The following is a 24,646-nucleotide window of genomic DNA, read 5'->3' on the forward strand; positions in this document are numbered from 1 at the left end:
TATGGCAACGTTTAAGGCAAAAGACGGCACGCAGATTTACTACAAAGACGGCGGCGCGGGCAAACCGGTTCTCTTCAGCCACGGCTGGCCGCTGGACGGCGACATGTGGGACAGCCAGCTGAACTACCTGGCGGAGCGCGGCTTCCGCGCCATCGCCTTTGACCGTCGCGGCTTTGGCCGCTCGGATCAGCCGTGGAACGGCTACGACTACGACACCTTTGCGTCCGACATCAACGACCTGATTACCACCCTGGACCTGCAGGACGTGACGCTGGTGGGCTTCTCCATGGGCGGCGGCGACGTGACGCGCTACATCAACAACTACGGCAGCGCGCGCGTCGCCGGTCTGGCGCTGCTGGGCGCGGTGACGCCAATCTTCGGCAAATCCGACACCTTCCCGCAGGGTGTGGATCAGAGCGTGTTCGACGGCATTCGCGACGGGCTGCGTAAAGATCGCGCCCAGTTCATCAGCGACTTCGCCACCCCGTTCTACGGCACCAACGCCGGGCAGACCGTCTCTGCCGGTGCCCTCACCCAGACGCTGAACATCGCCCTGCTGGCGTCTTTGAAGGGCACCATCGACTGCGTGACCGCGTTCGGCGAAACCGACTTCCGCCCGGATATGGCGAAAATCGACGTTCCGACACTGGTGATCCACGGCAGCAACGACCAGATCGTGCCGTTTGAAAGCACCGGCAAGCTGGCGGCAGAGATGATCAAAGACGCCACGCTGAAGGTGTACGACAACGCGCCGCACGGCTTCGCGCTGACCCACCAGGACCAGCTCAACGAAGATCTGCTGGCGTTTGTGAAGTCGCTGTAAGTCATTACGCGAAGCCTGATGGCGCTTCGCTTATCAGGCCTGTAAAGGTTGATTTTGCAGGCCGGATAAGGCGCAGCCGCCACCCGGGGCGATCTTGCGCAGATACTGCATCAGCGCGATTTCACGGCGCGAGAACGGAATGCCGTTCTCCTCGAACACGTCGTGGAACCAGAGGCGGCAGTAGTCCGTGGACTCCTTCATCACCACCGGCCACGGCAGCCACGTCTGGGTTTTGCCGCGCACCAGCCCCCACTGGTACGGCGCGACCTTCGCCGCGTACATCAGCGGAAGCTGCTCTTCGATGGTGCTGCCCACGTGGCGCGCCAGCCATTCGGTGCAGAACAGCGGGCGGCCGAGCTGTTGCAGCTGCTGGATAATCGCCGTCATGCGCCCGGTGTGGGTGTAGGCGTGGAAGCTCACCACGTCCGAGAGCGCCAGCGCGGTCTGGTCCAGCGGATGCCGGAAGAACGTCTCGCCCTCCTCTTCCGGCGGCAGACGCCACGCGCAGACGGTGAGCGGCTGGGTAGGGTCTTCTTCACGCACCCACTGGAACGCGAGCTTCATAAGCTTATGGGCGCAGGTCTCCAGCTTCGCGTCGTACTGCACCTCCTGCGTGCCCGTCGCGAAAATGCCGCGGTTGCCCGGCTCGTTATACAGATCCCACAGCAGCACGCGCTTATCCTCGCGGAACTGCCGGACAACGTCGCGGATATAGCGTTCAATGTCTCCCCAGCAGCCGGGATCGCACACCTTGTCACGCCCCGGGCTCGCCGCCGCCTGGCTGTTGTGCTTGCCCGGCACCGGCGGCTTTTGCGGGCCGAGGTACGGCTCGTCGCCGGAGAAGCCGCAGTCGTCCATCAGGGTCAGCATGGTGCTGAACCCGTGACCGTCGGCAATCGTCAAAAACCGGTCGATGCGCGCCATCAGCCCGTCGCGGTCGTGCTCCCAGACGATAAACGGCAGGTTGATGCGCAGGGTGTTGTAGCCCGCCTCCGCCGCCCAGCCCAGCTCGCGCTCGATGGTTGCGGCATCGAACGTCTCTTCCTGCCAGATATCGGTCCAGTTCACCGCCGTCGACGGCAGGTAGTTAAACCCGCACAGCCAGCCTTTTTTCTGATACCACGCCTGTGTCTGCTCCCTGCTCCACTGCTCTTTCATAATGTGTCCTTTTGCTGATAAAATTTAGCTAATAAATATTATCCGAAGGATAAATGCGTAAACTGCGAAACCCTTCACAACGTTCACGCAGGCGCGAAAAGGAGAGGACGGATGAAGCGAAAAACGAAAGTGACGATGAACGATATTGCGCGGGCGGCGGGCGTGTCGCAGGCGACGGTATCGCTGGTGCTCAACCAGTCCCGCAACATCAAGCTCAGCGACGACACCCGCCAGCGGGTGATTAACGTCGCCACCGAACTCGGCTACGACCGCCTCCCCGCTGTTCACGCCCCGCGCAACCAGGAAGAGATCGCCCTGCTGGTCAGTTCCATGCAGAGCTTCGACCCGTTTATCGACGCCATCAGCCAGGCGCGGGAAGCCGCGTGGCGCAACGAGACCCTGCTCACCGTCTACGACTACGGCGACGACATCGAGCTGGCGCTGAACATCATCCGCCAGCTGGAGAAGCGCAACTGCATCGGGATTATTCTCGCGTCTCCGGTCACCACGCTGGTGGACATGACGGCATTCCAGGACTGCACCCGCATCCCGCTGGTGCTGCTCAACCAGCGCGACCCCGGCTCGCCGCTGCTGCCGTCGTTTATCCCGGACGATTACGCCAACGCCTTCCAGGTCACTAAACACCTCATCGCCTGCGGGGCCACGCGCATCGCCCACATCACCGGGGAGAGCTGGATGGAGGCCTCGCGCCAGCGTCTGGCGGGCTACCAGGCGGCGCTGCAGCAGGCCGGACTCGCGTGCGACGACGGCCTGGTGCGCCAGACCAACTGGCAGTTCAGCGAGTCCTTTACCGCGACAGCTTCGCTGCTGGAACTGGCCGAGCGCCCAGACGCCATCTTCTGCGCCAGCGACTGGCTGGCGATTGGCTGCTATCAGGCGCTGGCGGTGAACGGCGTGCGCATTCCGCAGGACATGCTGCTGGCGGGCTACGACGACCAGAAGATCTCCGAGCAGCTCACCCCGCCGCTGACCAGTATCCAGCTGCCCTACAGCGAGCTGGGGCGGCTGGCGGTGGAGTACCTATGCAATCAGGAAGATGCCGCCACGCACGTGACGCTGGCGGGCAGGCTGAAGGTGCGCGCCTCAAGCCTCGTCTGAGGTAAACACCATGCCCGCGTAGGGCTTCTCGCGACACGCCGCCAGCCGCGCGGCGAGGCTGCCAACGTGCAGCTCCAGCTTGTGCCCGTCCGGGTCGAGAAAATAGAACGACGCCCCCTCGCTTTTGTTCTGCTTCCAGACGGTGACGCCCGCCTGCTCCAGCCTGTGCGAGAACGGTTCAAAATCTTCTTCCGCCACGGTAAACGCGTAGTGGGTATAGTCGCTCTCCTGCGGCGGCACGTACTGGCGCACCTCGTCGTACGACAGGCAGACCCACAGATCGCCGCAGGTGAGATAGGCCCCGGTATTCCAGCGGGCGTGCAGCGTCAGCCCCAGCAGCTCGTGCCAGAAGCTGATGCTTTTTTGCAGGTCGCTGACCGCGAGGGTCAGGTGGTTGAGTGATTGCAGCATGACGTGCCCTTTTGTTTTTCGCGCCGGACGTGGTACGGTAAAGAGATGAACATAAACCACGCCGTGCTCACCGTAAACCGCTGGTGGCTGCCTTCTTAAAGGCGGCACGGAGTTGTTTTCCCCATTTTCAGATAGCCGCCGAAAGGCGGCTTCCACATTTCTAAGACCCCTTTCGGCTGCTGCACATTAAGGAGTCTTTATGAACGCACCCACCATCCTCACCGGCGACCGCCCAACCGGCCCGCTGCACCTCGGCCACTTCGTCGGATCGCTGCGCCAGCGCGTGGCGCTCCAGCACACGCACAACCAGTTTGTGCTGATTGCCGACCTCCAGGGGCTGACCGACAACGGCAGCAACCCGCAGAAAATTCGCGACAACATCCCCGAAGTGCTGGCCGACTACCTCGCTGCCGGCATCGACCCTAACCTGACCACGATCTGCCTGCAGTCCGCCCTGCCCGCCCTCGCCGAGCTGACGATGCTGTATATGAATATCGTCACCGTCGCCCGCGTGGAGCGTAACCCGACGGTGAAAAACGAGATTGCGCAGAAGGGTTTCGCCCGCTCGCTGCCGGTCGGGTTTATGGCCTACCCCATCAGCCAGGCAGCGGACATCACCGCGTTCAAGGCCGAGTGCGTGCCCGTCGGCGACGACCAGCTGCCGATGATTGAGCAGACCAACGAGATTGTGCACAAGATGAACAGCCTGCTACCCGCCCCGGTGCTGCGCCACTGCAAGGCGATGCTGAGCGACACCAGCCGCCTGCCCGGCATCGACGGCAGCGCCAAGATGTCGAAATCGCTCGGCAACACGCTGCACCTTTCGGCCAGCGAAGAGACGATTCACCGTGCGGTCAGCGCCATGTACACCGACCCGAATCACCTGAAGGTGAGCGACCCGGGGCAGATTGAGGGGAACGTGGTGTTTACGTACCTCGACGCGTTTCATCCGGACAGGGAGAAAGTGGCGGCGATGAAGGCGCACTACCAGGCGGGCGGGCTTGGGGACCGGGTTTGCAAGAACGAGCTGGAGGGGTGTTTGCAGGAATTGATTGCGCCAATGCGGGAGCGGAGGGCGATGTATATGCAAGATAAGGGGGAGCTGATGGCGATGCTGAAGCGCGGGACCGAGCGGGCGCAGGGGGTGACGCAGGAGACGTTGAGGGAGGTGAAGGTTGGGCTGGGGGTGCCGGTGTTTAGTTAAGTTAGGTTTAGCGGTGGAGTGCGTGGGATAGGCATGAAACCGCTAACTTGATTATTACGGAAATCCGCGAGGCGCAATAAACTCTAAAATGCATTATTAGCCAATGTCGTTTGTCATTCTGTTGAGAGCGCTATATTCATAGACTCTTTATATTTTTCGAACGTCGTAGCAAATGTTATGAGCAAGTTTATCATTTACATGCTGAATATATTTTTTTGTGGTTATGTACTAGCTACATGCCTCATTTTTTTGGTTAGTTTTGATAACTGGGAGGACCGTACAATCGCAATAACAATCATATTAGGAAGTGCACAGCTTATTGCGACATTACTTAATCGGGTACTGCCTCATAACTTACATCTTTTAGGGGGGATAGCTGAATTAGTTGAAGGACCGCTATTAGTGATTGGCGCAATTGTGTGTCTGGATGTGTTAGAACCCTGGCCGATAAAGATTATTGGGATGTTTGCATGGATTATTTTTATGATGTTTAGGCCATCATTTATGAAAAGAGATTAGTAATGATAATCCCTGCCCGCGCATACGAAACGCTGGCGGGCAAGTTCATATAACGTTATGCAGCAGTGCCAGAGGTTGGGCGTTCATTCCACGCATCGTGCGCTAACAAGTTACCGTCCTTGTACAAATGGGTAATCTTCTCATAATTAAACGCCACCTCCTCCATATGCCCCGTCCCCGGACAGCCTCGAGTGTCGTACATTACTGGACTCACAGAAATGACCTTAACATTCTCGAGCGTGATTCGGTAATACTCCTCCTCTTGTCCGGAATAGTTAATATGATAAAACCTGAATTCTGCCGTTTTAAGGGTCTGACCCGTTGCTGCCGCTTTGAACAGATAGGGCGAAGAGCTATCCAATTCCCTGGTAAACTGAAACGGCGAATGTTGGCGAGTGCCGGTGACCTTTCCCGTTGCCGAGTCGGTTGGCAGGCTGAGGTTATGTTGTAATCCTCTTAGTTCAATACTTCCTTCCCTTTGTGCAACGTCACAAGAACCACAAATCATTGTGCCGCCGTCATTGGTTAAAAAGAGATGTACAGGTACGGCCATTCTATTGCTCCTTGCTTTTTAGTCGTATAACCATTTGCCCGCTTTTACGGATTCGATAAGCATTCCAATAGTGAAATCTGGAACCATCACCACAGGGAATTTCTTGAATGGATTCCATGAAAAGGGCTCATCAGGATAGTAGGTGTTTATGTTAAAATTCCCTCTATCAACATCAAATTCTTTAAAAAACTCTTCCATTAAATCTTCTGCTTCAGTGACATCAAGCTGCAAGTCAGTATCCAAATCAGTTTTAGCATTCAGTAATTTTTGCTTCGCTTCGTTATTCATCAGATAAACGCCGTTATAGCGTCTGGCTAAGGCGTAGATGCGCGGCTCAATATCCTCTACCATAGTTTGTCTGTGCCCCGTGCGATTCGATTATAATCACGTATAGCAGCATAGGTGATTAATGATACGTCAGCGACTAATATCACCATACCAACTAATGGAATCGTTCTTCCGATAAACGTACTGATTTGTGAAACCATCCTACAGCGTACAGTCCATGGCGTGTAGCCGCCAATCCATGTCGGGAGCCTGATGCCATACGGGAACTTAGCTTGTTTGAAATAGCGCCTCATGGCTTTCGAGGCTCGGGACGTTCCTTCCTTCGCTCCCGCGGGTTTCTTTCTGGTCTTCTGATTATTAGCACCGCTGTATAGCGCAGCAATTCCAGCGACATCGTCAATACCAAAATGATCGGCAATTGATTCGCAGTAAATCATAAAGAAAAAGCCGCCAGCGGTAAGATTTGTTCTGCCAGCATAAAAATACGTTCCATTTAGTTCTTCAGTTGTGTCCATTCTTCCTCCGAGGATTGCTCCAGGAAGAGATAATAAAATCTGATAAAAATTTATCTTGAGAGACACAGCTTATTTTTCATAAAAAATCAAACATTCATCTGAAAACAACTATTCGCAGTTAATATTCACAATCATTATATGAAATACTGCAAAAAAAGAGCTGTGGTGCCGGGTGCCTCCCGGTGAGCAAAGCCCGCATAATGACGTTAACCCATAAATTATGCCCCACCGCACAGGGGGATTCACCACAATAAAAAGTATAAGAAAAAGAGCGCAAGAAAAAAGAGATTCAAAGAGTGGATAACACGTCGGTTATTTAACTACTTTGCCAAATAAGCCCCAGCAACTTCCGCTTATCATTACAGTCTCCCTTTATTATCCCCGCAAATACAGAAACAAATGCCACCTTATTAACTCATCAATAAGTTGATGTATTGTGATTTTATGCCAGGCTTTTTGAGCGAATAATAATGCATGACTTTGGAGTAATTTCCCTTTCAGCGTGATGATGAATAAGGACGACGATATGAACACCCTACACGCATTCCCCTGGCAGCAGGTTGTCAGCGCTCAGGGCTACACGGCCGAATCGAAAGACCGTGTAACCCACTTTACTGACACACTGTTCTGTATCGACGGCAGCGGCACCATTGTCGATATTATACAGGGTGACGATGGCGCGTTCAGGCCCGTGAGAGACGCGGCCCGCAAGGCAGGAAATCTGACCGAACTCTCTTCAGACCAGTACCTGCTGCCTGGCCTGATTGATCTCCACGTTCATGCCCCGCAGTGGCCGCAGATGGGCAAGGCTCTCGATAAGCCGCTTGCAGAGTGGCTGAATGACTATACGTTCCCGCTGGAAGCAAAATACGCTGACATCGCCTTTGCCCGCCGCAACTACACGGAACTGGTCAGCGCGCTGCTGGCAAACGGCACCACCACCGCCGTCTACTTTGCCACCCTGCACACGGAAAGTAGCGTGGAGCTGGCCCGTATCTGTCTGGCGCAGGGTCAGCGTGCGCTGGTTGGCCGGGTGGCGATGGATGACCCCTCCCAGTGCCCTGACTACTACCGGGATGAAAGCGCGGAGACAGCCATCGCCGGGACCCGCGCATTTATTCACGCGGTTGCACAGCTCCCCGGCAATACGGCAAAACGCGTGCTGCCGGTTATCACCCCACGGTTTATTCCGTCCTGTACAGATGCGCTTCTGGAAGGCCTGGGCAAGCTTGCCACTGAAACAGGCTGCCACGTGCAGACCCACTGCTCGGAAAGCGACTGGGAACATGCTTACGTTAAGCAGCGTTTGGGTAAATCGGATACCACGGCGCTGCGGGATTTTGGCCTGCTGACCAGAAAGACCGTACTCGCGCATTCAAACCACATCGAAGATGACGATGCCGACCTGATCAAGCAAACTCAAGCTGGCGTCGCACACTGCCCTCTGTCCAACTTCTACTTTGCCAATGCGGTCTTCCCCCTTCGCGCCATGCTGGACCGCGGGCTTAACGTCGGCTTAGGCACCGATATTGCGGGCGGTCATAGCCCTTCGGTATTTGATGCCTGCCGCCACGCCATGACCGCCAGCAAAGCCCTGAATGATGGCGTCGATGCCCGTATCGCCTCGGAACAACGCGGCAGACCCGGCTCGGCAATCAGCTTCCGGGAAGCGTTCTGGCTGGCGACCGGGGGCGCGGGAGAGGTGCTTGACCTGCGTGTGGGCAAACTGGCGGTCGGCTACCAGTTCGATGCCATTGTGATCGATACCCGGGCCGCCGGAAGCGATATTTATATCGATACGGCTGAAGACGCGCCGGAAGACAGGTTGCAGAAAATTATCTATAACGCCAGACGCAATAATATCAGCCGCGTCTGGGTGGACGGCAAAGCCGTCAATATTCAGTAGCGCGCTTGCATAATATCTCCCTGAGAAAACACCTGTATTTTCTCAGGGGAATTAAATTGCTTTATACGCCCCTCCATTTTCATTCAGAGCCGTTTTTTGCTAAAGCGAATTAACTCAGATTTATCTTAAAACGCAAATACTCAAACCCAGGCATGACCTGTTTTTAGAAAAATAACATCCGTCAATTTGTCATTTTTATATTTGCCAACACCGACGGCCAATTCTACGCTGTCTACGTCACACGGTCTCGTACCGTTGATATCAGATAACTATTATCACGTCGGGAATAATTAAGCCCCGCTGAAATACAAAACACTGACATCCGAAGGGAGATAGAACATGTCTACAAAAAGCGCATGGTCTGGCGCCATTGATTCAACAAAAGAACAAGGTATCAATACCGGTCTGAAGGTCAACAAAGGCGATAAGATCACCATTATCGCTACGGGTCTGATCAAATATGGCAAGGAAGAGCACGCATGGGCTTATCCGGGCGGCAATATCGGTAAAGGCGGACAAAAAAAGGATATTGCCATCCTCAAGGCGCGTTTTAGCGAATCTGGCAAAAGCTATGATATCGGTACCGGCGTATATCAACTGGCTGCACCGGAAAGCGGCGAGCTGAGATTATTCATTAGCGATTCATCCCACAGTGATAATACCGGTTCATTCCAGGCGGATGTTTATCTGGGGAGTGATGTGGAACACCCGACACCAGAACCCGTTCAGTGGAAAGGCCATATTCCTGCAACCAGCAGTGAATGGGTGAAGACCGGGATCACCGTCCGCCAGGACGATAGCATTCTGCTGGTTGCCGCGGGTCAGGCCCAGTATGACAGCCGCGGACGCACCTTCGGACCGGATGGCGACAGCCAGCATCCTTCCGCTAAGGCACCTGACCCGTCGTTTGTTCTGCCGGGCGCCATTGCAGGCGCGCTGTTGATTAAAATTGGTGATCAAATCTATTCTGTCGGATCCGGCGGCAAGCCGTTGAAAGTCCAGACGGAGGGAGAAATCGCCTTTATTTTTAACGATACCAACAAGGCATCGGAATATGCTAATAACACGGGCGGTTACGACGTGAATCTGATCGTTACGCGCTGAAGTTATGCAGGGTGGAATTCATTTTCACCCTGCGGTCTATGTTCAGGCGTTACGCTTAATGACCGGTATATCACCGGTATCATTCAACGCCCCCGGAAACGTTTTTAACCACTGCGCGACTTTCTGTTTATTGATATTCACCACGCTCATCCCTTCCAGGCATCCCCATAATTCTCTTGTATGCTGGGGCGTAATCACAATGCAGTCTTTCATGGCGCGGATTTTTACCGGCATGCCGTTGATAAAGCCCGCACGGGTTAGCCAGTCACCGCCCAGCAGAAGATATTTCATGTCTATGCGTGCATAGAGTTCGCAGCAGGCTGCACTTTCCTGCGGCGTTTCCGCGCGGGGATGGACGGGCGCGGTATCGGGCTGGTTGCCGTGAAGTCGGCGGGCGCTGTTTTTGCGTACCAGCTCGCGGTTTTCAATCATGCCGGTGAAAGTGTCTGATTCTGTTTTGCAAACAGTAAACTCTGGCTTAAAATTCATCGCAGCCATATACAACTCCTATCAAGTTGGTTGTGGTTAGCGGTATGGGGGTGTTGCAGCACCTTCATATCGCGAATTCTTCTTTAAATTTCTCTGATACTTCCTTTGCCGTTCGGCGTCATTTCTGGTGCTCATTATACAGGGCTGAATATAAATACAGCGGTTTGGTGTGGGGGAAATTTGGAATTTGCGAGGGGGATTCAGGAAATAGTGTTGTGTGCGGTAAGGTCATGTTTTTGTTGATTTCGGGTTGATTGGTCTGGGTTTTGCGAGCATCATCGCAATTATTTACCTTCTTCCGTAACGCGATGGCTTCCAGCAAAACTCTCGAACAGGAAATTGCCGACATCACTATCTGGCGCAAAGGCGAACAGCGTGCGCCGCATAAGCCTTTATTGCTTCTGTACGTGCTGGCGAAGTATCAGCAGGGGCATGCGCGGCTGTTTGATTATGGAACCGGGGTACACGCTCAACTGCTAAGCCTCTTAGAACGCTTTGGTCCAGACAGGAAAGAACATTACCCGAACATGCCCTTCTGGCGACTCAAAAGGGATGGATTCTGGGAACTTGAGAACAGTGAACTCTGTTCCACCACTGGCAGCAAACAACCACTGGTAAAAGAGCTTGTTGAACATAAGGTCGCTGGCGGTTTTGATGAAGAACACTATGCGCTACTGAGAAAGAACAAGAAGCTAATCGGCTCGCTGACACAGAAGATCCTTGAGGCGCATTTCCCGGAAAGCATTCAGGAAGAGATCGCAGATGAAATGGGCTTTGATATCCAGCAGTTCCGTAAGGTTCGCGATCCGCTTTTCCGCCAGCAAGTGTTGCGTGCGTATAACTACGAGTGCGCAATTTGCGGATTCAATATGCGGCATGATAACGCCTCTGTTGGACTCGAAGCAGCGCATATTAAGTGGAAGCAGTTTAGCGGGCCGTGTGAGATCCAGAACGGATTGGCGCTGTGCGCAATTCATCATAAGGCGTTTGATAAGGGGTCAATTGGACTGGATGAGAGTATGCGGGTGCTCGTGTCTGAGGCGGTAAATGGGAATGGGATTGTTGGGCGATTGTTCTGGGATTTTGCAGGCAAGCAGATTGCGCTGCCGATGGTGAAAGGGAATTATCCAGAAGAGGGGTTTGTGGAGTGGCACAGAAAAGAAGTTTTTCGTTCCTAAATTTGATAAAGATAAATTAAACAGAATATACAAATTCATAATCGCATTAATTTCACAGCATTTATTATGCTCCGCACAGCAAGGATAGAAAATGTCGACATTTGATAGTACGAAACTTCCGCTGAAGGATCTGTTAAAAGATATCGTTGAGGGTAAAATTCAGCTCCCTGATTTTCAGCGCGGATGGGTATGGGATGATGAACATGTTCGTAGCCTGTTGGTAAGCCTCGGTCGTTCATTTCCTGTCGGTGCCGTAATGCTTCTTGAAACGGGTGGCGAAGTACGTTTTCAGGTTCGCCCTGTTGAAAATGTGTCTCCTGTTGGTCTTCCTGCCCCTGAAAAATTAATACTGGACGGCCAGCAACGTCTGACAACATTAACCCAGGTACTTAAGCTCTCGGGTCCGGTAAAAACGACGACCGACAAAGGTAAACCGATAGATCGTTATTACTATATCCATATCCCTACTGCGCTCGAAGGTGCAGACCGGCTGGACGATGCAATTATCGCAACGGATGGAAGCCGCCAGCTCCGTAGCGATTTTGGCCGCAAGATTGAACTTGATCTCTCTGACAGAAAACGTGAGTGTCAGCAGCTCTATTTTCCTTGCTCCGAAATCCTCGAAGCGATGGCCTGGCTGCAAGATCTTTATACCCACAATTCCGAAGCAGTACAGCTCTTCTTCGAGTTCAAGGCGAAAGTTCTGGATGCCTATAATGATTACCAAATCCCACTTATTGTCCTGAAAAAAGACACATCAAAAGAAGCCGTTTGTCTTGTCTTTGAAAAAGTGAACACCGGTGGAGTACCGTTGTCGGTGTTTGAGCTTGTAACGGCCAGTTATGCTGCTGATGGCTATAACCTTAGGGATGACTGGTACGGCAGTGATATCCGCGACGTTGATTCTCGCAAGCAGCGTCTTTCAGTAGAGCCTATCCTTAAAGGGGTTGAAAATACGGACTTCCTTCAAGCTGTAACGATGCTCCATACGCTGGAAAAACGTAAAGCCGACCTTGCGGCGGGTAAAACTGGAAAGCAGGTATCTCCCGTTAGCGCCAAAAGGGCTTCCGTTCTTGAGCTGCCTTTAACTGCTTACCAGGACTGGGCCGAAGCAGTTGAGAAAGGGTTTAAATGTGCCGCAAAATTCTTGCGTCAGGAGTGCTTCAGCTCTCAGCGTGATTTACCGTACCGTACACAAATTGCACCTCTGGCTGCAGTAATGACTATTATTTGTAGCAAAGATGATGAACGCTGGAGAGAACCGCAGATTCATCAGAAACTTGCTCGCTGGTTCTGGTGCGGTGTGTTAGGTGAACTCTATGGCGGCGCCGTTGAAACTCGTATTGCTAACGACGTCGAGGAGCTTCTTTCATGGATTGAAGCTGGCGGTGACCTGCCCAGAACAATCAATGATGCAAATTTCCAGATTGACCGTCTGGGGTCTCTCACTTCCCGTTTGAGTGCGGCATATAAGGGTATTAATGTGCTTGTTCTGCGAGATGGTGCTCATGATTTGTTCTGGAAATCCCAGATCCGTAATCTTGAAGCAGACGAAGTCGCTCTGGATATCCACCATATATTCCCGAAAGACTGGTGTGAAAAACAAGGCATTCCTCGTCGTCAGTACGATTCGATCATCAATAAAACACCAATTTCTTATAAGGCCAACAGAATGATTGGTGGTTCAGCGCCATCTGTATATCTGTCAGCGCTCCAGTCACATTCACAGGTTCAGCTGGATGATGATGCAATGGATGCGCTGCTACGTAGCCATCACATGCCAGTGAGTGCGCTACGTCACGATAACTTCGAAGAATTCTACGAGCAGCGACAAAAGGAATTACTGAGTTTAATTGAAAGAGCGATGGGAAAATCACTTAACTCTTAATTCTGATACGCTTCTGTGCGAGGAAAATCCCCGCACAGAAGTCAGCTAGAAACTAAAATTTAATAAATGATGCTATTGCACGCTTAACAGTTTACTCGGCACACCGGATGAAGAGACAAAAAGTCCCTTAATCGCACGAGTGGCCGCCACATGGAGTAATGCCCTTTCATTAAACAATGCATCACGCTGTTCAACAGGATCATCGGATGCAATGGCTTTCTCTTCAGGAACCACTCCGTCATTAATCCCCGCCAGGAAGACATACTGGAACTCAAGCCCTTTTATACGATGCATGGTTGCCATACGTATCCCGGGACGTTGATCATTATCACCACTATCGTTAGTCAAAGTGAACGTATCAATGCCAGAATCATTGAGCGCTGCAGCGTAGCGTTCGTAACCATGTCTGGTACGAGCGGTAACGCAGATATCCTGAGAGCGGACATCATTGGCTAATAACGCCTGAATTTGCTTGATAATCGTCGCTGCCTCATCTTTAAAATCTGGAGCATAAGTGATGATGGGTTTTTCACCATGAAGCAATGACAAATAATCATTGCTGGCATCCGCTTCACCATCCAGGTTGTCAACCTTAACTCCGGTTAACAACCCGACAGCAAACTGTCGCGTCTCTTCTGTAGTCCGGTAGTTGATTTTCAGTTTTTTACTACGACGCCCGCGAACGTTAATCCCACACTGGCCGAGAACGACTTTATTGCGGTAAATACGCTGATGTCCATCCCCCACGATAAAGAGATCGTTAGGAGACTCTGGGACCAAGCTACGAATAAGAGTAAAGGCCGGAGCGCCTATATCCTGAGCTTCATCAACTACGATACTGCTATAAGGCAATTGCACCTGTTTTTCTCTAAACAGAATAATAGCCTCATGCATGGCATCACCCATTTCTCGCAGTTTGGCACGCGCCATTTGTGCCCGGAACTCTTCGAACACAGGCCAGATTTTCGCACGCTGAATACGTGATAACGCCGTGCCACGACCAATACGACTTACTTTAAGATAATCATCACGGCTATATACCGCATTCGGTTGAACGACACGTTGCCACTCTTCTAAGTAAAAATTATCCGGGAGCCCTAAGTCTGCAGGGACTTGTTGCAACGCATAATTCCAACATTTACGCCGACCTTCATCAAAGTCATACACCACGCGGAAATCATATCCGTGGCGTTTAAGCTGCTCATTCATCCATGCATCAATGTTGACCACCTCGATCCGCGCCATTTCTTCACGGGTACATAAGCGCTGGAGGTTGGCACGGATATCTGCCGCGAGGTTACGGGTAAAGGTAGTGAAAAGAACTTTCTTACCCGGTTTATCTGCAAGCCGTTGAGCCAGCCATCTGGCACGGTGCATCGCAACAACAGTTTTACCGGTCCCCGCCCCGCCTAATACGCGTACTGGACCATTCGCCGGGGACTCAATCAATTTTCTCTGGCTTGGATGCAAGAAAACACGCCATTTTTCTAGCGGCGCATTGAGCATCTGTAGTAACTCTTGTTCATTCTCAACAACATAGAAACGACGCTTACTACGTTCAATTGCCTCGCTAAAGTCATTGGTATCAACGAGCGCATTACGATGATCGTTGAATTCCTCCAGAACCTCCTGATAATCCAGCCCTTCTTCCAGCCAGTGTAGGGGTTCCCAGGCTTCCGCTGGCATCACACTTTCTAGCTGATTCAGCCCTGCTGTATCTACAAGAGCCATTACCTGCTCAATAAACACAGGAGGAACTCCGAGCGCGAGGATCTGCTCTGCCGTATAAGCAGCAAAGAGTTTGGGTTTATCAACAACAGTCGGCTCGGGGGTAGGTTTGATATAGCTGGTATCAATCACCTGAATCGCACCGGTTACCGGGTGAATCGCACATTCGTGTCGCCGCGCCCAGTCGTAGGCTTCGTCGTGCTTATCCACCCACATCAGCATATACAGAGCACCCTGCGCAGGTTTCAGGACGATCCCCCGGTAGGTTTGGTCAATACGAACGGAATGCACGTTATTGCTGCGCGCATCATGGATTTTTTCGTAGTTCAGCCCATTACTCGTCGGATCCTGGCGGAACTTGGAGATGAATTCCTGGACTTTTTTTTGCTGCGCTTTAGGAATCCGCGCAAAAGCCCCCAGAAAGCCATCAGAAAGTGCCACCTTTGGCGTTGGAATCGTCATTTGTCACCTCCGGACAGATGCTGCAATGTGTTTTCGTCAATTGGCCCGAATGCAACGTGCCAACCCTTACTTTCGAATAAAGCAGTAAACTCCTGATTATCGATAATCAAGGCTTGTTTTTGTAATGGCCAGGCGAGATCGGCTTCTGCAATAATTTCGCCATCGTCATCCTGCAATTCATATCCGACTGTCGGTGCAGGTAGCGATAATGACTGAAGCAAAGCGATTTCTTCTGTACTCAATAAACCGAACTCAATTATCTCCGCCCAGCTCTCATCAGACTGAATCTCTGCTACCACCGTCGTCTCAATTTTGGCCGCTCCAGACTCTTGCGGTGAGTTAACCGCTTTACGACTGGTAAACGTCATATCTGGCAAGAACTGCAGTAAATTCACCATCCGCCAGAAACCGTTAAATCCTGCTTCATAGCCATCATCCTGGGAATAACGATCGTCAAAGCAAATATGCAGCCTCAACCAATTTCGCATTTGTTCAATGCTTGTCGTTGATTTAATGGCTTGTTGCGGTACAACAGCTGCCAGCTCAATGAACTGTTGTGATGAACTACAGCTATCCAGTAAACCACCAAATACAAAAGGTTCATCAGGCAAAAGTGCATTCAACCGATAAGCGGGAGCGTTCTCCTGCATTTCATAGGCATACTTTTGTTTGGCTCCGGTATCCTGCGACTTTTTAGGATCCAGCCACACCCAAGCATAGGCAGCGGCCATTTTCTGCCATAGTAGAGTTTTATTACCGGGATCAGAGAGATAATCGAGTAGCAGTGCAAAACTGTTTCTCTCCCTGAATGAACCTTCAAGCGTCGCAAAGTTTGTATCATGGAACGGGTTATAAAACTTAGGCTGTTTCATATCCGGGTTATGCCCAAGCCCCATGACATCCTGAACATGTTTCAGTCCTTGTTCTTGAAGGTCTGCCCATGTCACTGTCCATACCCAAAAATTCCCGCTGTCTTTAATTGCCTGCCGTTTTTGGACATCATCCCACACGCTATCCTTATGGAATGCAAAACCATCCAGGAAAATTGCTACCGGTTTTATCTTCTCTGACAGCATTAGGGGGTAGAGCACATAATCTGGTCGGCTGAGGATACCTACCCCATCTTTAACGCCTAAATCAACTTGTGCTTTGAGATGCCAGCTCATCGCTGGTTCTATACGGGTATTAATAATCCAGCCTGCGTTCTGATGGGCATAACTCCGGCTCACAATAAGATTTTTATTATCCTTCAGGCAGTGAATGAACCGTTTTTCCAGTTCACTCCCCATCATTGCATCAAGCGAAATGTTTTTGATGGAATCAATAACGCGTATAGAAGCACTGGCCTTCAGGATTTTCGCCAGTAAGAGACGCGCCTGATCTCTTGATACATACTTCATACGCCCGCGGTCACGGTAAGCATAAACACAGCGATAGCAGCCGTCTTTATGCGTATCATGGTTGCAGCTGCATTCCACTAGCGCCTTGTAGGCCAGCTCAAGTAATTTCAGCAGATTGTCAGGTGTACGCATCAATTCTTTGAGTGAGCCGGTCCCCCCAGGTACGGTGTCGTAAATCACCAGATACTGACGCCAGGATTCGCCTTCATTTTCCGGCTCCCGATACACCACGCCTTTCAGGTGATCCACATTACCTTTGAAGTAATGTTTAAGCCCAAGCTGAATGGCTGCCCCCAGGGAGGCTTCCACCACGCGATCGTTACTGTAGCTGGTTACCGGCAGCAGGATACGCAATGCCTCAGATTCCAGTTGGCGATAGAGGTAGAGATAATCTTCAAACTTCGCTTTTTCGGGTTCAACGCGATATTTACAGCTCAGGTCATGGCGTGGTTCATGATCTCGAGGACGCTGCACCATGCCGCAGCCGAGGCAAACTTTAAACCCGGTGCGTTTCTTTGCCTCTCCTGCGATCATCAGCTCATTGGCATCATCCGCCATTTTGCCAAAGTTGATATCTCGCAGAGTCACTTTGCTCAAAAACTCAAAGCCAAACGGGACTTCTCCTTCATCAATGGCATAAGCGGCCGATACATCCTCTTTTTCGAAGCTGACCAGCAGCTGTCGCTGGAAGAATGCCGGTTCTCGGCTATCGCTCTCATCACTGATCTGGCTGTCACGGGCGCTTGAGCGGGCATAAACCTGGCGAAGCTTCAGTAACGTCGTTTTTTGCCCGGCATCAGCCCAACCCGGTGTGCCGCATTTTGGGCAGTATTTATGCTGATCGCCGGTCTGATCGATATTCTCGCTGTAATTACAGTGGCTGCAAATACGCCAGTTTTCAGGCTCAGACACTTTAAGGTCAATCTGTTCGATTTCAACTTTATGCCCGCCTGCATAGAAGTTATTCAACGGGGCCAGTTCGGCCAGCGCCGTTGATGCCGGACGTTCGTATTCGTAGGTCGTGTTCTGATACTCACGCGTCTCCCCACCGTCCTTGCGCCGCCACAGCACAGAACGCAGCGTAATACCGGCCTCCGGGAAGGCATAGTTGGGAAGTAATCCTTCATCGGTGAGGAAATTAAGCGTTTGCTTGTTATTGATCTGGTTCACCAGCGTCATTAGCGCCTGACGTTCCGAAGTCAACTCGCGCATATCGCTGTCAAAGTTTTGATCGTGCGGGTCGCTCTCCAGCTTGTCGATACTGCGCTTGAGTTTATCAATCCGGGACCGCAACGATTTGCGATCTTCCACCAGCAGTTTTAATGCTTGTTCGATACGTTGAACCAGAGAACGCTGCCCTGGTGCCCCTTGCAAATATGACAGTAACTGTAGACGAGTGTCTTCCGTAAGATCAGGGAAGATGGACGAGAACTGCTGAGCAATATACACATGATGCTGATCAATATAACGCAGGAAGTTATAAGGGAACCCAGACTTGTGTCCAAACTCCAGCTCGTCCAGCATCTGCTTCACGTTTTTACTGATAGCAGATGCCGGGACGCCGGTTTTCACCCAGTTGTCCATGCAGAATGCGGCCAGCTGACGCTCCAGGATAGCCGTTGCGTTCAGGAACACACCAGGAGCCTGAACCTGCCCTTGCATCATCTCAAGAGGCTCTTCAAAGAAGAACTGATCGTGCGGGTTACCCTCAGCCACCGTGATATTAAATGCATTGCCATCTTTACGCCCGGCACGACCAATACGCTGTAAGTAATTAGCCTGTGCGGGTGGAACAGAACAAAGTAATACCGTAGAAAGGTCACCCACATCGATACCCATCTCCAGCGTCGGTGTTGCCGAAAGCAGGTTGATATTCCATGGCTGATTACCGCGGTAGAACGATTGTTCCGTAGCCTCACGATCTTCACGACTCAGTAATCCGGTATGTTCTGCGCCCTGAACACGCGCGATGTCCATATTATCCCAGCGCCAGGTCATCATATTTTCAACTTCCTGATAGCGACCTTCGCAGCGCAGAGAAAGACATGGCGCGTTTCGCCAGTGCCACCCCTGATCGGCCGGTGCCCGAACAACCTCACGACAGCAAGAGCAATTTAGCTGAACAACATCACGGCTCACCACTAGGGCTGAAGGTACTAGCCCCCAAGCTTCTTTACCTTTTGTGTCGAAGTCTTTTACCAACCCGGCCATTTTCAGTGTCGCAAACAGACATCGTAAAACCGTCTCGGCCAGGCTGCTGATAAACAGATTATTGCCGTTGCTGAGCGTGCGGTTGATCCAATGCTGATACCAGCTGGGGTTAGATTTCGCGCCAATCAAGCGATGGAAGCCATTTATTTTTTCAAATGATGCATAGGCAGGTTTACGCGTTTTCGGGCCAATAGACGGCATATAGCGCGAAGTTCGCTCCTTCTGCGTCATCATAAAGGTCTTACCCTCACGCCGATAACTTTCGAACGCCGGATGCAGAACAGCTCCCGCCTGCCGCTGATGCCAAAGAACGCCAATCACCAGGTGTGCCACCTGCTCAACGCTAACCCCAACCATTTCATCACCCAGCTCTTCGACAAGCTGTTGGTGAAGCGCCGTTATCGCTGAATTGAAACGTGCAATATCAATTCCTGCCGCTGCGTAACCGGTGGCCTCCAGCGTACGGCCAATTCGTGCGCGTAGGGTAAATTCGCTGTATACCTCCCAGTCGAGACGAAGCGAAACCAGCTCCGGTAAATCGGAACTCTCTGCCAGCTGGCCTTCGTTTTTCAGCGTCAGATAATCGTTTATCCACTGCATGTTGGGCGCAATGAAGCTCGCGGCAAAATGAGCGTCATCCGGTGAACGTTCACGCGTCTGCTGGCAGACGCGTGCCGCAAAGGCATCCAACGGTAACGTTTCTTTTTCACCCAACACACTGGCGATTTGTCCGCGTACCATCAACGGCCAGGTTCGGGCGGTAAAGAAACTGGCGCGGTGTGCGGCATCCTGTACCGAGTCAGAAAACGTAATCAGCTTTTTATGTTCGTTGAACTGGCTGCCATAAAGCTGATGGATCATCACCGCCGACAGGCTGGCTGCCTGTGACCCAAGAATCGAAATACCCTGTTTGCTGTTGCAGTACGGGCATTCGTTGGCAAATCCCAGCTCATCCTTACGCTCTTTGAGCATATCCGGGATAAGTACTTGTAGCAGACCAGTATGGCCACAATGCCCGCACTGCACGTTAGATTGCTTATTGAGCTTTAAACAGGAAGGGCACAGTTTCTGGTGAACACCGCTGACAGGTTTATCGTTGTTATCCGGGAAGGCCAGTACAATAGAACGGCCTTTTTCGAAGAACTGACGATAAATACCGTCCAGATCGGTTTCGAGTTGAACGCTCTGACCATGGCGCAGGCTCGCCCACCCGGTAGCATGGCAGTCACGACAGTGAATAACGGGAAGATAATGCTCACGATCTTCCACCGCGACATCATCAGCAAAAACAAGCTCAGGTGTTTTTGACACGCTGGCGACCAGGCGGCGCATCTCGCGCAACCACAGCTGAGAACGAAGTTGCACAAAGGGCAGAACGGGACGCGCTTTATTCGCCTGCAGGCGCTTTTCCCGATCTTCCTGTTTTTCTGGAACGTCCAGGCGCGCCTGGGCAATCAGTGACAGAATGCTTTGCAGCACGCGGGTCGCATGCCCGGCGCTTTCCGCCAGCATCACCTGGAGATTTTCCAGGCACTGCTGTTCCGACAAAATCCCCCCCTGCAAATCCTCAAGGAGTACGTGCAGGATGCTGTGGCGACGTAACAATGAGCCCAATTCAATACGCTTTTCACGTCCGAGATCGCTGTCCAGATCGGCAGGTAATTGCAGCGAACTATCCGGGAACCACAGCGGAATTTGTCCGTTCAGATAGTCTACCGGGCTGGCGTACGTTTGCGGATCCAGCGCAGCGCCGACATCCTGGCCCGGATACTGACTGTACTCGATGGTATAACCTTGCAGATACTCTGCCGCCGTGTAGCGATCTTCGCGAATAACCGCGTCATCACCAAACGGCTGATCAAAGATCGTTTTCGCATAATCGAGTAGTTGTCCCAGTTCGTCACCTACAGTAGCCGACGTCCCCACGCAGGCAAAACGCTTGTCATCGACACCGATATGATGCTTTAAGCGGCGTACCAGACAGGCCAAATCCGACCCCTGCGCACCATCAAACGTATGCAGTTCATCCACCACCAGATAACGCAGCGACCCTGGCTGGTTATAGCGCCAGAGCTTCTGATCGCCGGGGCGCATCAGCAGGTAATCCAGCATCTTATAGTTGGTCAGCAGGATATCCGGCGGGTTCTCACGCAGGGTATGTTTGCAGGTGATAACTTTATCTGCAGACATCTTTTTGCTGGGTTCGATTTCACTGTCGCCGACAAACAGACCGACGGTTACTTTGCCATGCAACTGCGAATCGCTGGCGATAGTTTTGGCGAAACGGCTGGCCTGATCGGTTGCCAGGGCGTTCATTGGATAAATGATGATCGCTTTAACACCGGCCTCTGATGCCCCAGCACAATGGTTAAGCAGCGGGAACATAAAACATTCCGTTTTACCGGAACCCGTCCCGGTCGCCACCAGCGTCGGCTGAGGCGTCTCGATACCCAGGCGCTGAAATGCCTGCGCCTGATGCGCGTGCGGCGGGAACGGCAGCGTCAGGTTGGGAAAGAAATTCAGCGATAAGTCACTTTTACGAAACGGCAGCTGAGCGGAAAGATATGGCCCTTTCAGCAGCGTTTCCGGCTGGGACAGAAATTGCTCCAGCATAGAGACGTTATTGTTTTCTTCACCATTAAACAGCGGGCTGTTAAGCGGAAAGGCAGCCCGTAAAAAGGAAGCAACGCTGTCGGCAACCTGCCGACTAACAACGGAAGGCAACATCAGGCGCTCCTGCGTTCAGAATAAGTAAGTAAACATGTTGCGACAGTGTCGGGTAAATCATAGTAATTACCAAACATAATCAGCCGCTTCCTTGGCCTTGATATCGTTACATATACTTTGTTGAGCTCTTGTGGATTTGCCCAGTCTATTTTCTCAAGCCCAACATAAATCATGGTGTCAAACTCCAGGCCTTTGACATTCTCAGCACAGGAGAAATGAATCTGATACTTTTGGGCGAGATCAATTTGTTCTGCAACGCGCGGAGTCCTTGAGGACTTCTGAATCAAATCATTGCGTACACGCTCCTCCAGTTTCCGGGCCAGGGCCAGGTCTGGACAGATAACAGCAATAGTCCGCCCATGAGGTTGTTCACTAATGAGATCGACCAATTCAGCATCAATGTTATCGAAAGGCTGGTTGATGAATTTTTTATTTGTCCCGTTTTGCGCTTGTTCTTGCCAGAGAGAGAGCTGTTCTGCCGACTCCTGCAGGCGACTATCGTTCTGAACTAACGCGCGAAAGAGCATCGACGTCGCCGCCAGCTGTGGCTCTCGTTCCTGTCTTTTATTTTCTCTTAGCAGAAACTTTGTCAAAGAATGGTAAGGGAAACAGGCGTCAAGATCGTGCACATTCCCACGACCTAGCTGCTGATGCATATCCCCCACTAGCGTTACCGCGTGATATTTCGGATCGGCCTGTTGAGCCATCAGGAAAACCTGCACTTCTGTAAAATCCTGAACTTCATCAATAAAAACAGAAGGATACCAAGGCTGCTCCTGCAAACGCGGAGGAAGCCGACTGGATTGCGCACCGCGCGTTATGATTTGAGCAAGCGCTAACAGAATATCTTTGTCATGATCTGCCAGTAATTTCGCTTTCAGACGTTCTGACGCCTGACTCACATGCGGGTAGTCCTGCCAGTATTGCGGGAAGGAGAGCAATGCATCCCGATAGAGATCGGCATACTGCCACGAGCTATAAATCCGTTGCATCTGAGAGCGAAGCCGTACTGCGAGAGAGGTTTGCGTTTTCTCTTCACCCACTTCAATTTTGCGTACAAAGGGGTTCGGCTCAGACAAAGAAAAAATGCGTTTCTGATTAATGCCAAACAGTTTGTGGTTGATAAGATGGATGTTGACCGCGTCAAAATCTTTCGCCCACGTGATTTTGATGCTATTCACCACCGATGGAATATCACACACCAGTTTAAGCTCAGTGCGACATTCCCAAATAATCTCTGCATCTTCAGCGACATAAACGCTCAGACCATCTTTGCTTCGCACGATGCCGTTTTGCGCAAAAATGTTGAGCAAATCGGTGTATGTTTCAATCAATATTTCCGTCGCCTTCCGGCGGATTCGGTCGTTCTCATCACGGACCCGCTCGACAACGACTAATACCACGCTCATTTCACGGAGAGTTGTAACTGCCGCTTTAGCCTCTTTAACAATCAGCCATTTTTCTTCAGACGGATGCATCCAGAGCGTATTCTTATCAAACAAATCACGTTCGATCCGCTCATGTACATTGACCAACCGGCTCAGAAGGTTATCCAGTGCAAAAGCGTCGCCAGAATGCCCGGAGAGCTGATTGAAAAGAGAAGCATAATCTGACGCCAGGCTCCGTTTCACGAGCTCCAGTAAGGCATTTCCAGCTTTAGTTTCTGCCAGGAAACGCGCTTTGAGTAGCTCAGCGGGGATGTTTAGTGAGGCCAGTTGTTTTTGCAGTTCAAGCTGAAGAAGAGCGCCGATCGCTTGCGCTGACGCATGAAGCCAGTTCATGGTTGTTTCAGCAGAGAAATCATAGGAAAGATTTTCTGAGACATTCGTATACTTAGCGCGAGTCACTTTCTGCCCTTCCGCGCTGGTCGACATAGAGCGCTGCTCAAGCTGGCGTACATTGTTAAGCCGATAAACTAATGAACGGTACTCTTCTATCGGTAGTTTATCGATGCTCAGCGACTGGCAGGAAGCCTTCAGATAGTTTACCAGCTCTCCCGTTCGTACAAATCCCACACTGCTTTCATCTAAAAAGTCAGCATTAAACCGTTCTTCATCGGGGGTACGGGCTAAGTCGCATAGCGTTTTCGCACGCCCAAGTGCGACACAGGTTTTTCCTGACCCGGCGACGCCTTCAACAAGCATGGGGCCCGTAGTGGTCGCGCCAGTCATAACGCTGAGCTGTTCTTCTGTCGGGTTAAGAAAGAAATAGTTGCTCAGCCCAATATAATCATCACGGTCATCATCACTGCGACCATAAATATCGTAGTGATTTAATTGCTCTTCGGCATCATCCTGGAACAACTCATAATCTTGTCCAGTCGCAAAATCCAACCAATTTTCTGATTCCTGCTCGATAGTGTCGGCGGGAGTGTTTTCGAGTAGCGGTGACAATGCCATATCCGTCACCACGGCCTGCGGATGTTTTGGCCGATACCAACGCTGCAACGAGAGCTTCAGATTATTGACGATGCTCTGGAGACCCTGTTTACCTTTTCCCGCAATTGACGTTGATTCCATGACCTGAAAATTCTTGATGTTCTGTACCGCTTCAATACCGCTAAAACGAGCGAAATTGCGGATTTCGACAATGGTATATCGCCCCCATTGTTCGCTTTCAAATTCCTGTCCAGGCCGGGCAATCCGACATAAATGTCCCTTTGGCGAGCCGGGTGTCGCATATCCTAACGTAGTGCTGGCGTAATCACAGGTCGCGAGCGAGGTGCGCAATATCTGGCGTCCCGCATGTTGAGTGTCGATAACGACGGTTTTCCCGAATCCATAGCGATAAAGCTCTTCGTAGCCTCTTCGTTGAAACGCACTTGCGGAGCGACGACGCTCTTCTGCATAACTAATTACTTCATCGAGTGCATCCAGTTCCGTTTTTACAACGCTATGTCGCTCGGAAGATTGTTCGTCAGAGAGTTGATCCAACTGCTCAGGTAACCGGTATATCGCCATGTA

The 24,646-nt window shown here is 51.6% G+C and carries 17 protein-coding genes; 8 read left to right on the forward strand and 9 right to left on the reverse strand.

The window, feature by feature from the left end; translation table 11 throughout:
- Window position 1: 1 nt before the first annotated feature.
- The gene (locus ACWKXT_RS15700; protein WP_454532825.1) at window positions 2-823 is read left to right on the forward strand and encodes an alpha/beta fold hydrolase; all 822 of its coding nucleotides are present in this window, start codon (window positions 2-4) and stop codon (window positions 821-823) included.
- Window positions 824-856: 33 nt separating this feature from the next.
- On the opposite strand, the gene ACWKXT_RS15705 is transcribed toward ACWKXT_RS15700, so the two are convergent.
- A complete protein-coding gene (locus ACWKXT_RS15705; RefSeq protein WP_454532826.1) occupies window positions 857-1,981 on the reverse strand; it encodes a cellulase family glycosylhydrolase in 1,125 nt (374 codons plus the stop codon).
- Window positions 1,982-2,092: 111 nt separating this feature from the next.
- Between ACWKXT_RS15705 and ACWKXT_RS15710 the strand changes: the two genes are divergently transcribed.
- Complete coding sequence (locus tag ACWKXT_RS15710) at window positions 2,093-3,100, forward strand: LacI family DNA-binding transcriptional regulator (protein WP_032670627.1); 1,008 nt, start codon at window positions 2,093-2,095, stop codon at window positions 3,098-3,100.
- Here ACWKXT_RS15710 and fosA read toward each other — a convergent pair.
- Window positions 3,086-3,511 (reverse strand): FosA/FosA2 family fosfomycin resistance glutathione transferase, encoded by a 426-nt coding sequence (fosA, locus tag ACWKXT_RS15715; RefSeq protein WP_454532827.1) that lies wholly within the window; start codon window positions 3,509-3,511, stop codon window positions 3,086-3,088. The genes ACWKXT_RS15710 and fosA overlap by 15 nt on opposite strands.
- A gap of 199 nt (window positions 3,512-3,710) precedes the next feature.
- Between fosA and trpS the strand changes: the two genes are divergently transcribed.
- Window positions 3,711-4,715 carry a tryptophan--tRNA ligase gene (gene trpS, locus ACWKXT_RS15720; RefSeq protein ID WP_454532828.1) on the forward strand — a complete coding sequence of 335 codons (1,005 nt, stop codon included), beginning with the start codon at window positions 3,711-3,713 and terminating at the stop codon, window positions 4,713-4,715.
- A gap of 177 nt (window positions 4,716-4,892) precedes the next feature.
- Entirely contained in the window at window positions 4,893-5,234 is a 342-nt protein-coding gene (locus ACWKXT_RS15725; RefSeq protein WP_454532829.1) for a hypothetical protein, read from the forward strand.
- Window positions 5,235-5,289: 55 nt separating this feature from the next.
- On the opposite strand, the gene ACWKXT_RS15730 is transcribed toward ACWKXT_RS15725, so the two are convergent.
- From ACWKXT_RS15730 to ACWKXT_RS15740, 3 genes are read right to left on the reverse strand one after another with little or no spacing between them, the layout of a single operon-like run.
- Window positions 5,290-5,787 carry an Hcp family type VI secretion system effector gene (locus ACWKXT_RS15730; protein ID WP_454532830.1) on the reverse strand — a complete coding sequence of 166 codons (498 nt, stop codon included), beginning with the start codon at window positions 5,785-5,787 and terminating at the stop codon, window positions 5,290-5,292.
- Window positions 5,788-5,805: 18 nt separating this feature from the next.
- Entirely contained in the window at window positions 5,806-6,138 is a 333-nt protein-coding gene (locus tag ACWKXT_RS15735; protein WP_454532831.1) for a DUF1493 family protein, read from the reverse strand.
- Complete coding sequence (locus ACWKXT_RS15740) at window positions 6,132-6,590, reverse strand: STM2901 family protein (protein ID WP_454532832.1); 459 nt, start codon at window positions 6,588-6,590, stop codon at window positions 6,132-6,134. The genes ACWKXT_RS15735 and ACWKXT_RS15740 overlap by 7 nt, the downstream gene beginning before the upstream one ends.
- A 526-nt stretch (window positions 6,591-7,116) precedes the next feature.
- On the opposite strand from ACWKXT_RS15740, the gene guaD reads away from it, so the two are divergent.
- Complete coding sequence (guaD, locus tag ACWKXT_RS15745; RefSeq protein ID WP_454532833.1) at window positions 7,117-8,496, forward strand: guanine deaminase; 1,380 nt, start codon at window positions 7,117-7,119, stop codon at window positions 8,494-8,496.
- 339 nt (window positions 8,497-8,835) lie between these two features.
- The gene (locus tag ACWKXT_RS15750; RefSeq protein ID WP_454532834.1) at window positions 8,836-9,600 is read left to right on the forward strand and encodes a LecA/PA-IL family lectin; all 765 of its coding nucleotides are present in this window, start codon (window positions 8,836-8,838) and stop codon (window positions 9,598-9,600) included.
- Between the two features lie 42 nt (window positions 9,601-9,642).
- On the opposite strand, the gene ACWKXT_RS15755 is transcribed toward ACWKXT_RS15750, so the two are convergent.
- The gene (locus ACWKXT_RS15755) at window positions 9,643-10,098 is read right to left on the reverse strand and encodes a SymE family type I addiction module toxin (RefSeq protein ID WP_454532835.1); all 456 of its coding nucleotides are present in this window, start codon (window positions 10,096-10,098) and stop codon (window positions 9,643-9,645) included.
- 299 nt (window positions 10,099-10,397) lie between these two features.
- Here ACWKXT_RS15755 and ACWKXT_RS15760 point away from each other — a divergent pair, with 299 nt between their 5' ends.
- Window positions 10,398-11,267, forward strand: coding sequence for a phosphorothioated DNA-binding restriction endonuclease (locus tag ACWKXT_RS15760; protein WP_454532836.1), 870 nt, complete (start codon window positions 10,398-10,400; stop codon window positions 11,265-11,267).
- Between the two features lie 91 nt (window positions 11,268-11,358).
- Window positions 11,359-13,155 (forward strand): GmrSD restriction endonuclease domain-containing protein, encoded by a 1,797-nt coding sequence (locus ACWKXT_RS15765; protein WP_454532837.1) that lies wholly within the window; start codon window positions 11,359-11,361, stop codon window positions 13,153-13,155.
- 72 nt (window positions 13,156-13,227) lie between these two features.
- On the opposite strand, the gene ACWKXT_RS15770 is transcribed toward ACWKXT_RS15765, so the two are convergent.
- The 3 genes from ACWKXT_RS15770 to ACWKXT_RS15780 are packed head-to-tail and all read right to left on the reverse strand — an operon-like array spanning window position 13,228 to window position 24,643.
- The gene (locus ACWKXT_RS15770) at window positions 13,228-15,345 is read right to left on the reverse strand and encodes a UvrD-helicase domain-containing protein (RefSeq protein ID WP_454532838.1); all 2,118 of its coding nucleotides are present in this window, start codon (window positions 15,343-15,345) and stop codon (window positions 13,228-13,230) included.
- Window positions 15,342-21,683 carry a DEAD/DEAH box helicase gene (locus ACWKXT_RS15775; protein WP_454532839.1) on the reverse strand — a complete coding sequence of 2,114 codons (6,342 nt, stop codon included), beginning with the start codon at window positions 21,681-21,683 and terminating at the stop codon, window positions 15,342-15,344. Before ACWKXT_RS15775 ends, ACWKXT_RS15770 begins: the two co-directional genes overlap by 4 nt.
- Window positions 21,683-24,643, reverse strand: a complete 2,961-nt coding sequence (locus tag ACWKXT_RS15780; protein WP_454532840.1) for a hypothetical protein — start codon at window positions 24,641-24,643, stop codon at window positions 21,683-21,685. The genes ACWKXT_RS15775 and ACWKXT_RS15780 overlap by 1 nt, the downstream gene beginning before the upstream one ends.
- Window positions 24,644-24,646 lie beyond the last annotated feature (3 nt).

The sequence above is a fragment of the Enterobacter sp. UPMP701 genome, from assembly GCF_053709515.1.

Coding starts and splice junctions, on each gene's coding strand:
- ACWKXT_RS15780 (WP_454532840.1), bottom strand. CDS start 24,643: ATGGCGATATACCGGTTACCTGAGCAGTTGGATCAACTCTCTGACGAA.
- guaD (WP_454532833.1), top strand. CDS start 7,117: ATGAACACCCTACACGCATTCCCCTGGCAGCAGGTTGTCAGCGCTCAG.
- ACWKXT_RS15710 (WP_032670627.1), top strand. CDS start 2,093: ATGAAGCGAAAAACGAAAGTGACGATGAACGATATTGCGCGGGCGGCG.
- ACWKXT_RS15755 (WP_454532835.1), bottom strand. CDS start 10,098: ATGGCTGCGATGAATTTTAAGCCAGAGTTTACTGTTTGCAAAACAGAA.
- trpS (WP_454532828.1), top strand. CDS start 3,711: ATGAACGCACCCACCATCCTCACCGGCGACCGCCCAACCGGCCCGCTG.
- ACWKXT_RS15775 (WP_454532839.1), bottom strand. CDS start 21,683: ATGTTGCCTTCCGTTGTTAGTCGGCAGGTTGCCGACAGCGTTGCTTCC.
- ACWKXT_RS15730 (WP_454532830.1), bottom strand. CDS start 5,787: ATGGCCGTACCTGTACATCTCTTTTTAACCAATGACGGCGGCACAATG.
- ACWKXT_RS15750 (WP_454532834.1), top strand. CDS start 8,836: ATGTCTACAAAAAGCGCATGGTCTGGCGCCATTGATTCAACAAAAGAA.
- ACWKXT_RS15725 (WP_454532829.1), top strand. CDS start 4,893: ATGAGCAAGTTTATCATTTACATGCTGAATATATTTTTTTGTGGTTAT.
- fosA (WP_454532827.1), bottom strand. CDS start 3,511: ATGCTGCAATCACTCAACCACCTGACCCTCGCGGTCAGCGACCTGCAA.
- ACWKXT_RS15770 (WP_454532838.1), bottom strand. CDS start 15,345: ATGACGATTCCAACGCCAAAGGTGGCACTTTCTGATGGCTTTCTGGGG.
- ACWKXT_RS15705 (WP_454532826.1), bottom strand. CDS start 1,981: ATGAAAGAGCAGTGGAGCAGGGAGCAGACACAGGCGTGGTATCAGAAA.
- ACWKXT_RS15740 (WP_454532832.1), bottom strand. CDS start 6,590: ATGGACACAACTGAAGAACTAAATGGAACGTATTTTTATGCTGGCAGA.
- ACWKXT_RS15700 (WP_454532825.1), top strand. CDS start 2: ATGGCAACGTTTAAGGCAAAAGACGGCACGCAGATTTACTACAAAGAC.
- ACWKXT_RS15760 (WP_454532836.1), top strand. CDS start 10,398: ATGGCTTCCAGCAAAACTCTCGAACAGGAAATTGCCGACATCACTATC.
- ACWKXT_RS15735 (WP_454532831.1), bottom strand. CDS start 6,138: ATGGTAGAGGATATTGAGCCGCGCATCTACGCCTTAGCCAGACGCTAT.
- ACWKXT_RS15765 (WP_454532837.1), top strand. CDS start 11,359: ATGTCGACATTTGATAGTACGAAACTTCCGCTGAAGGATCTGTTAAAA.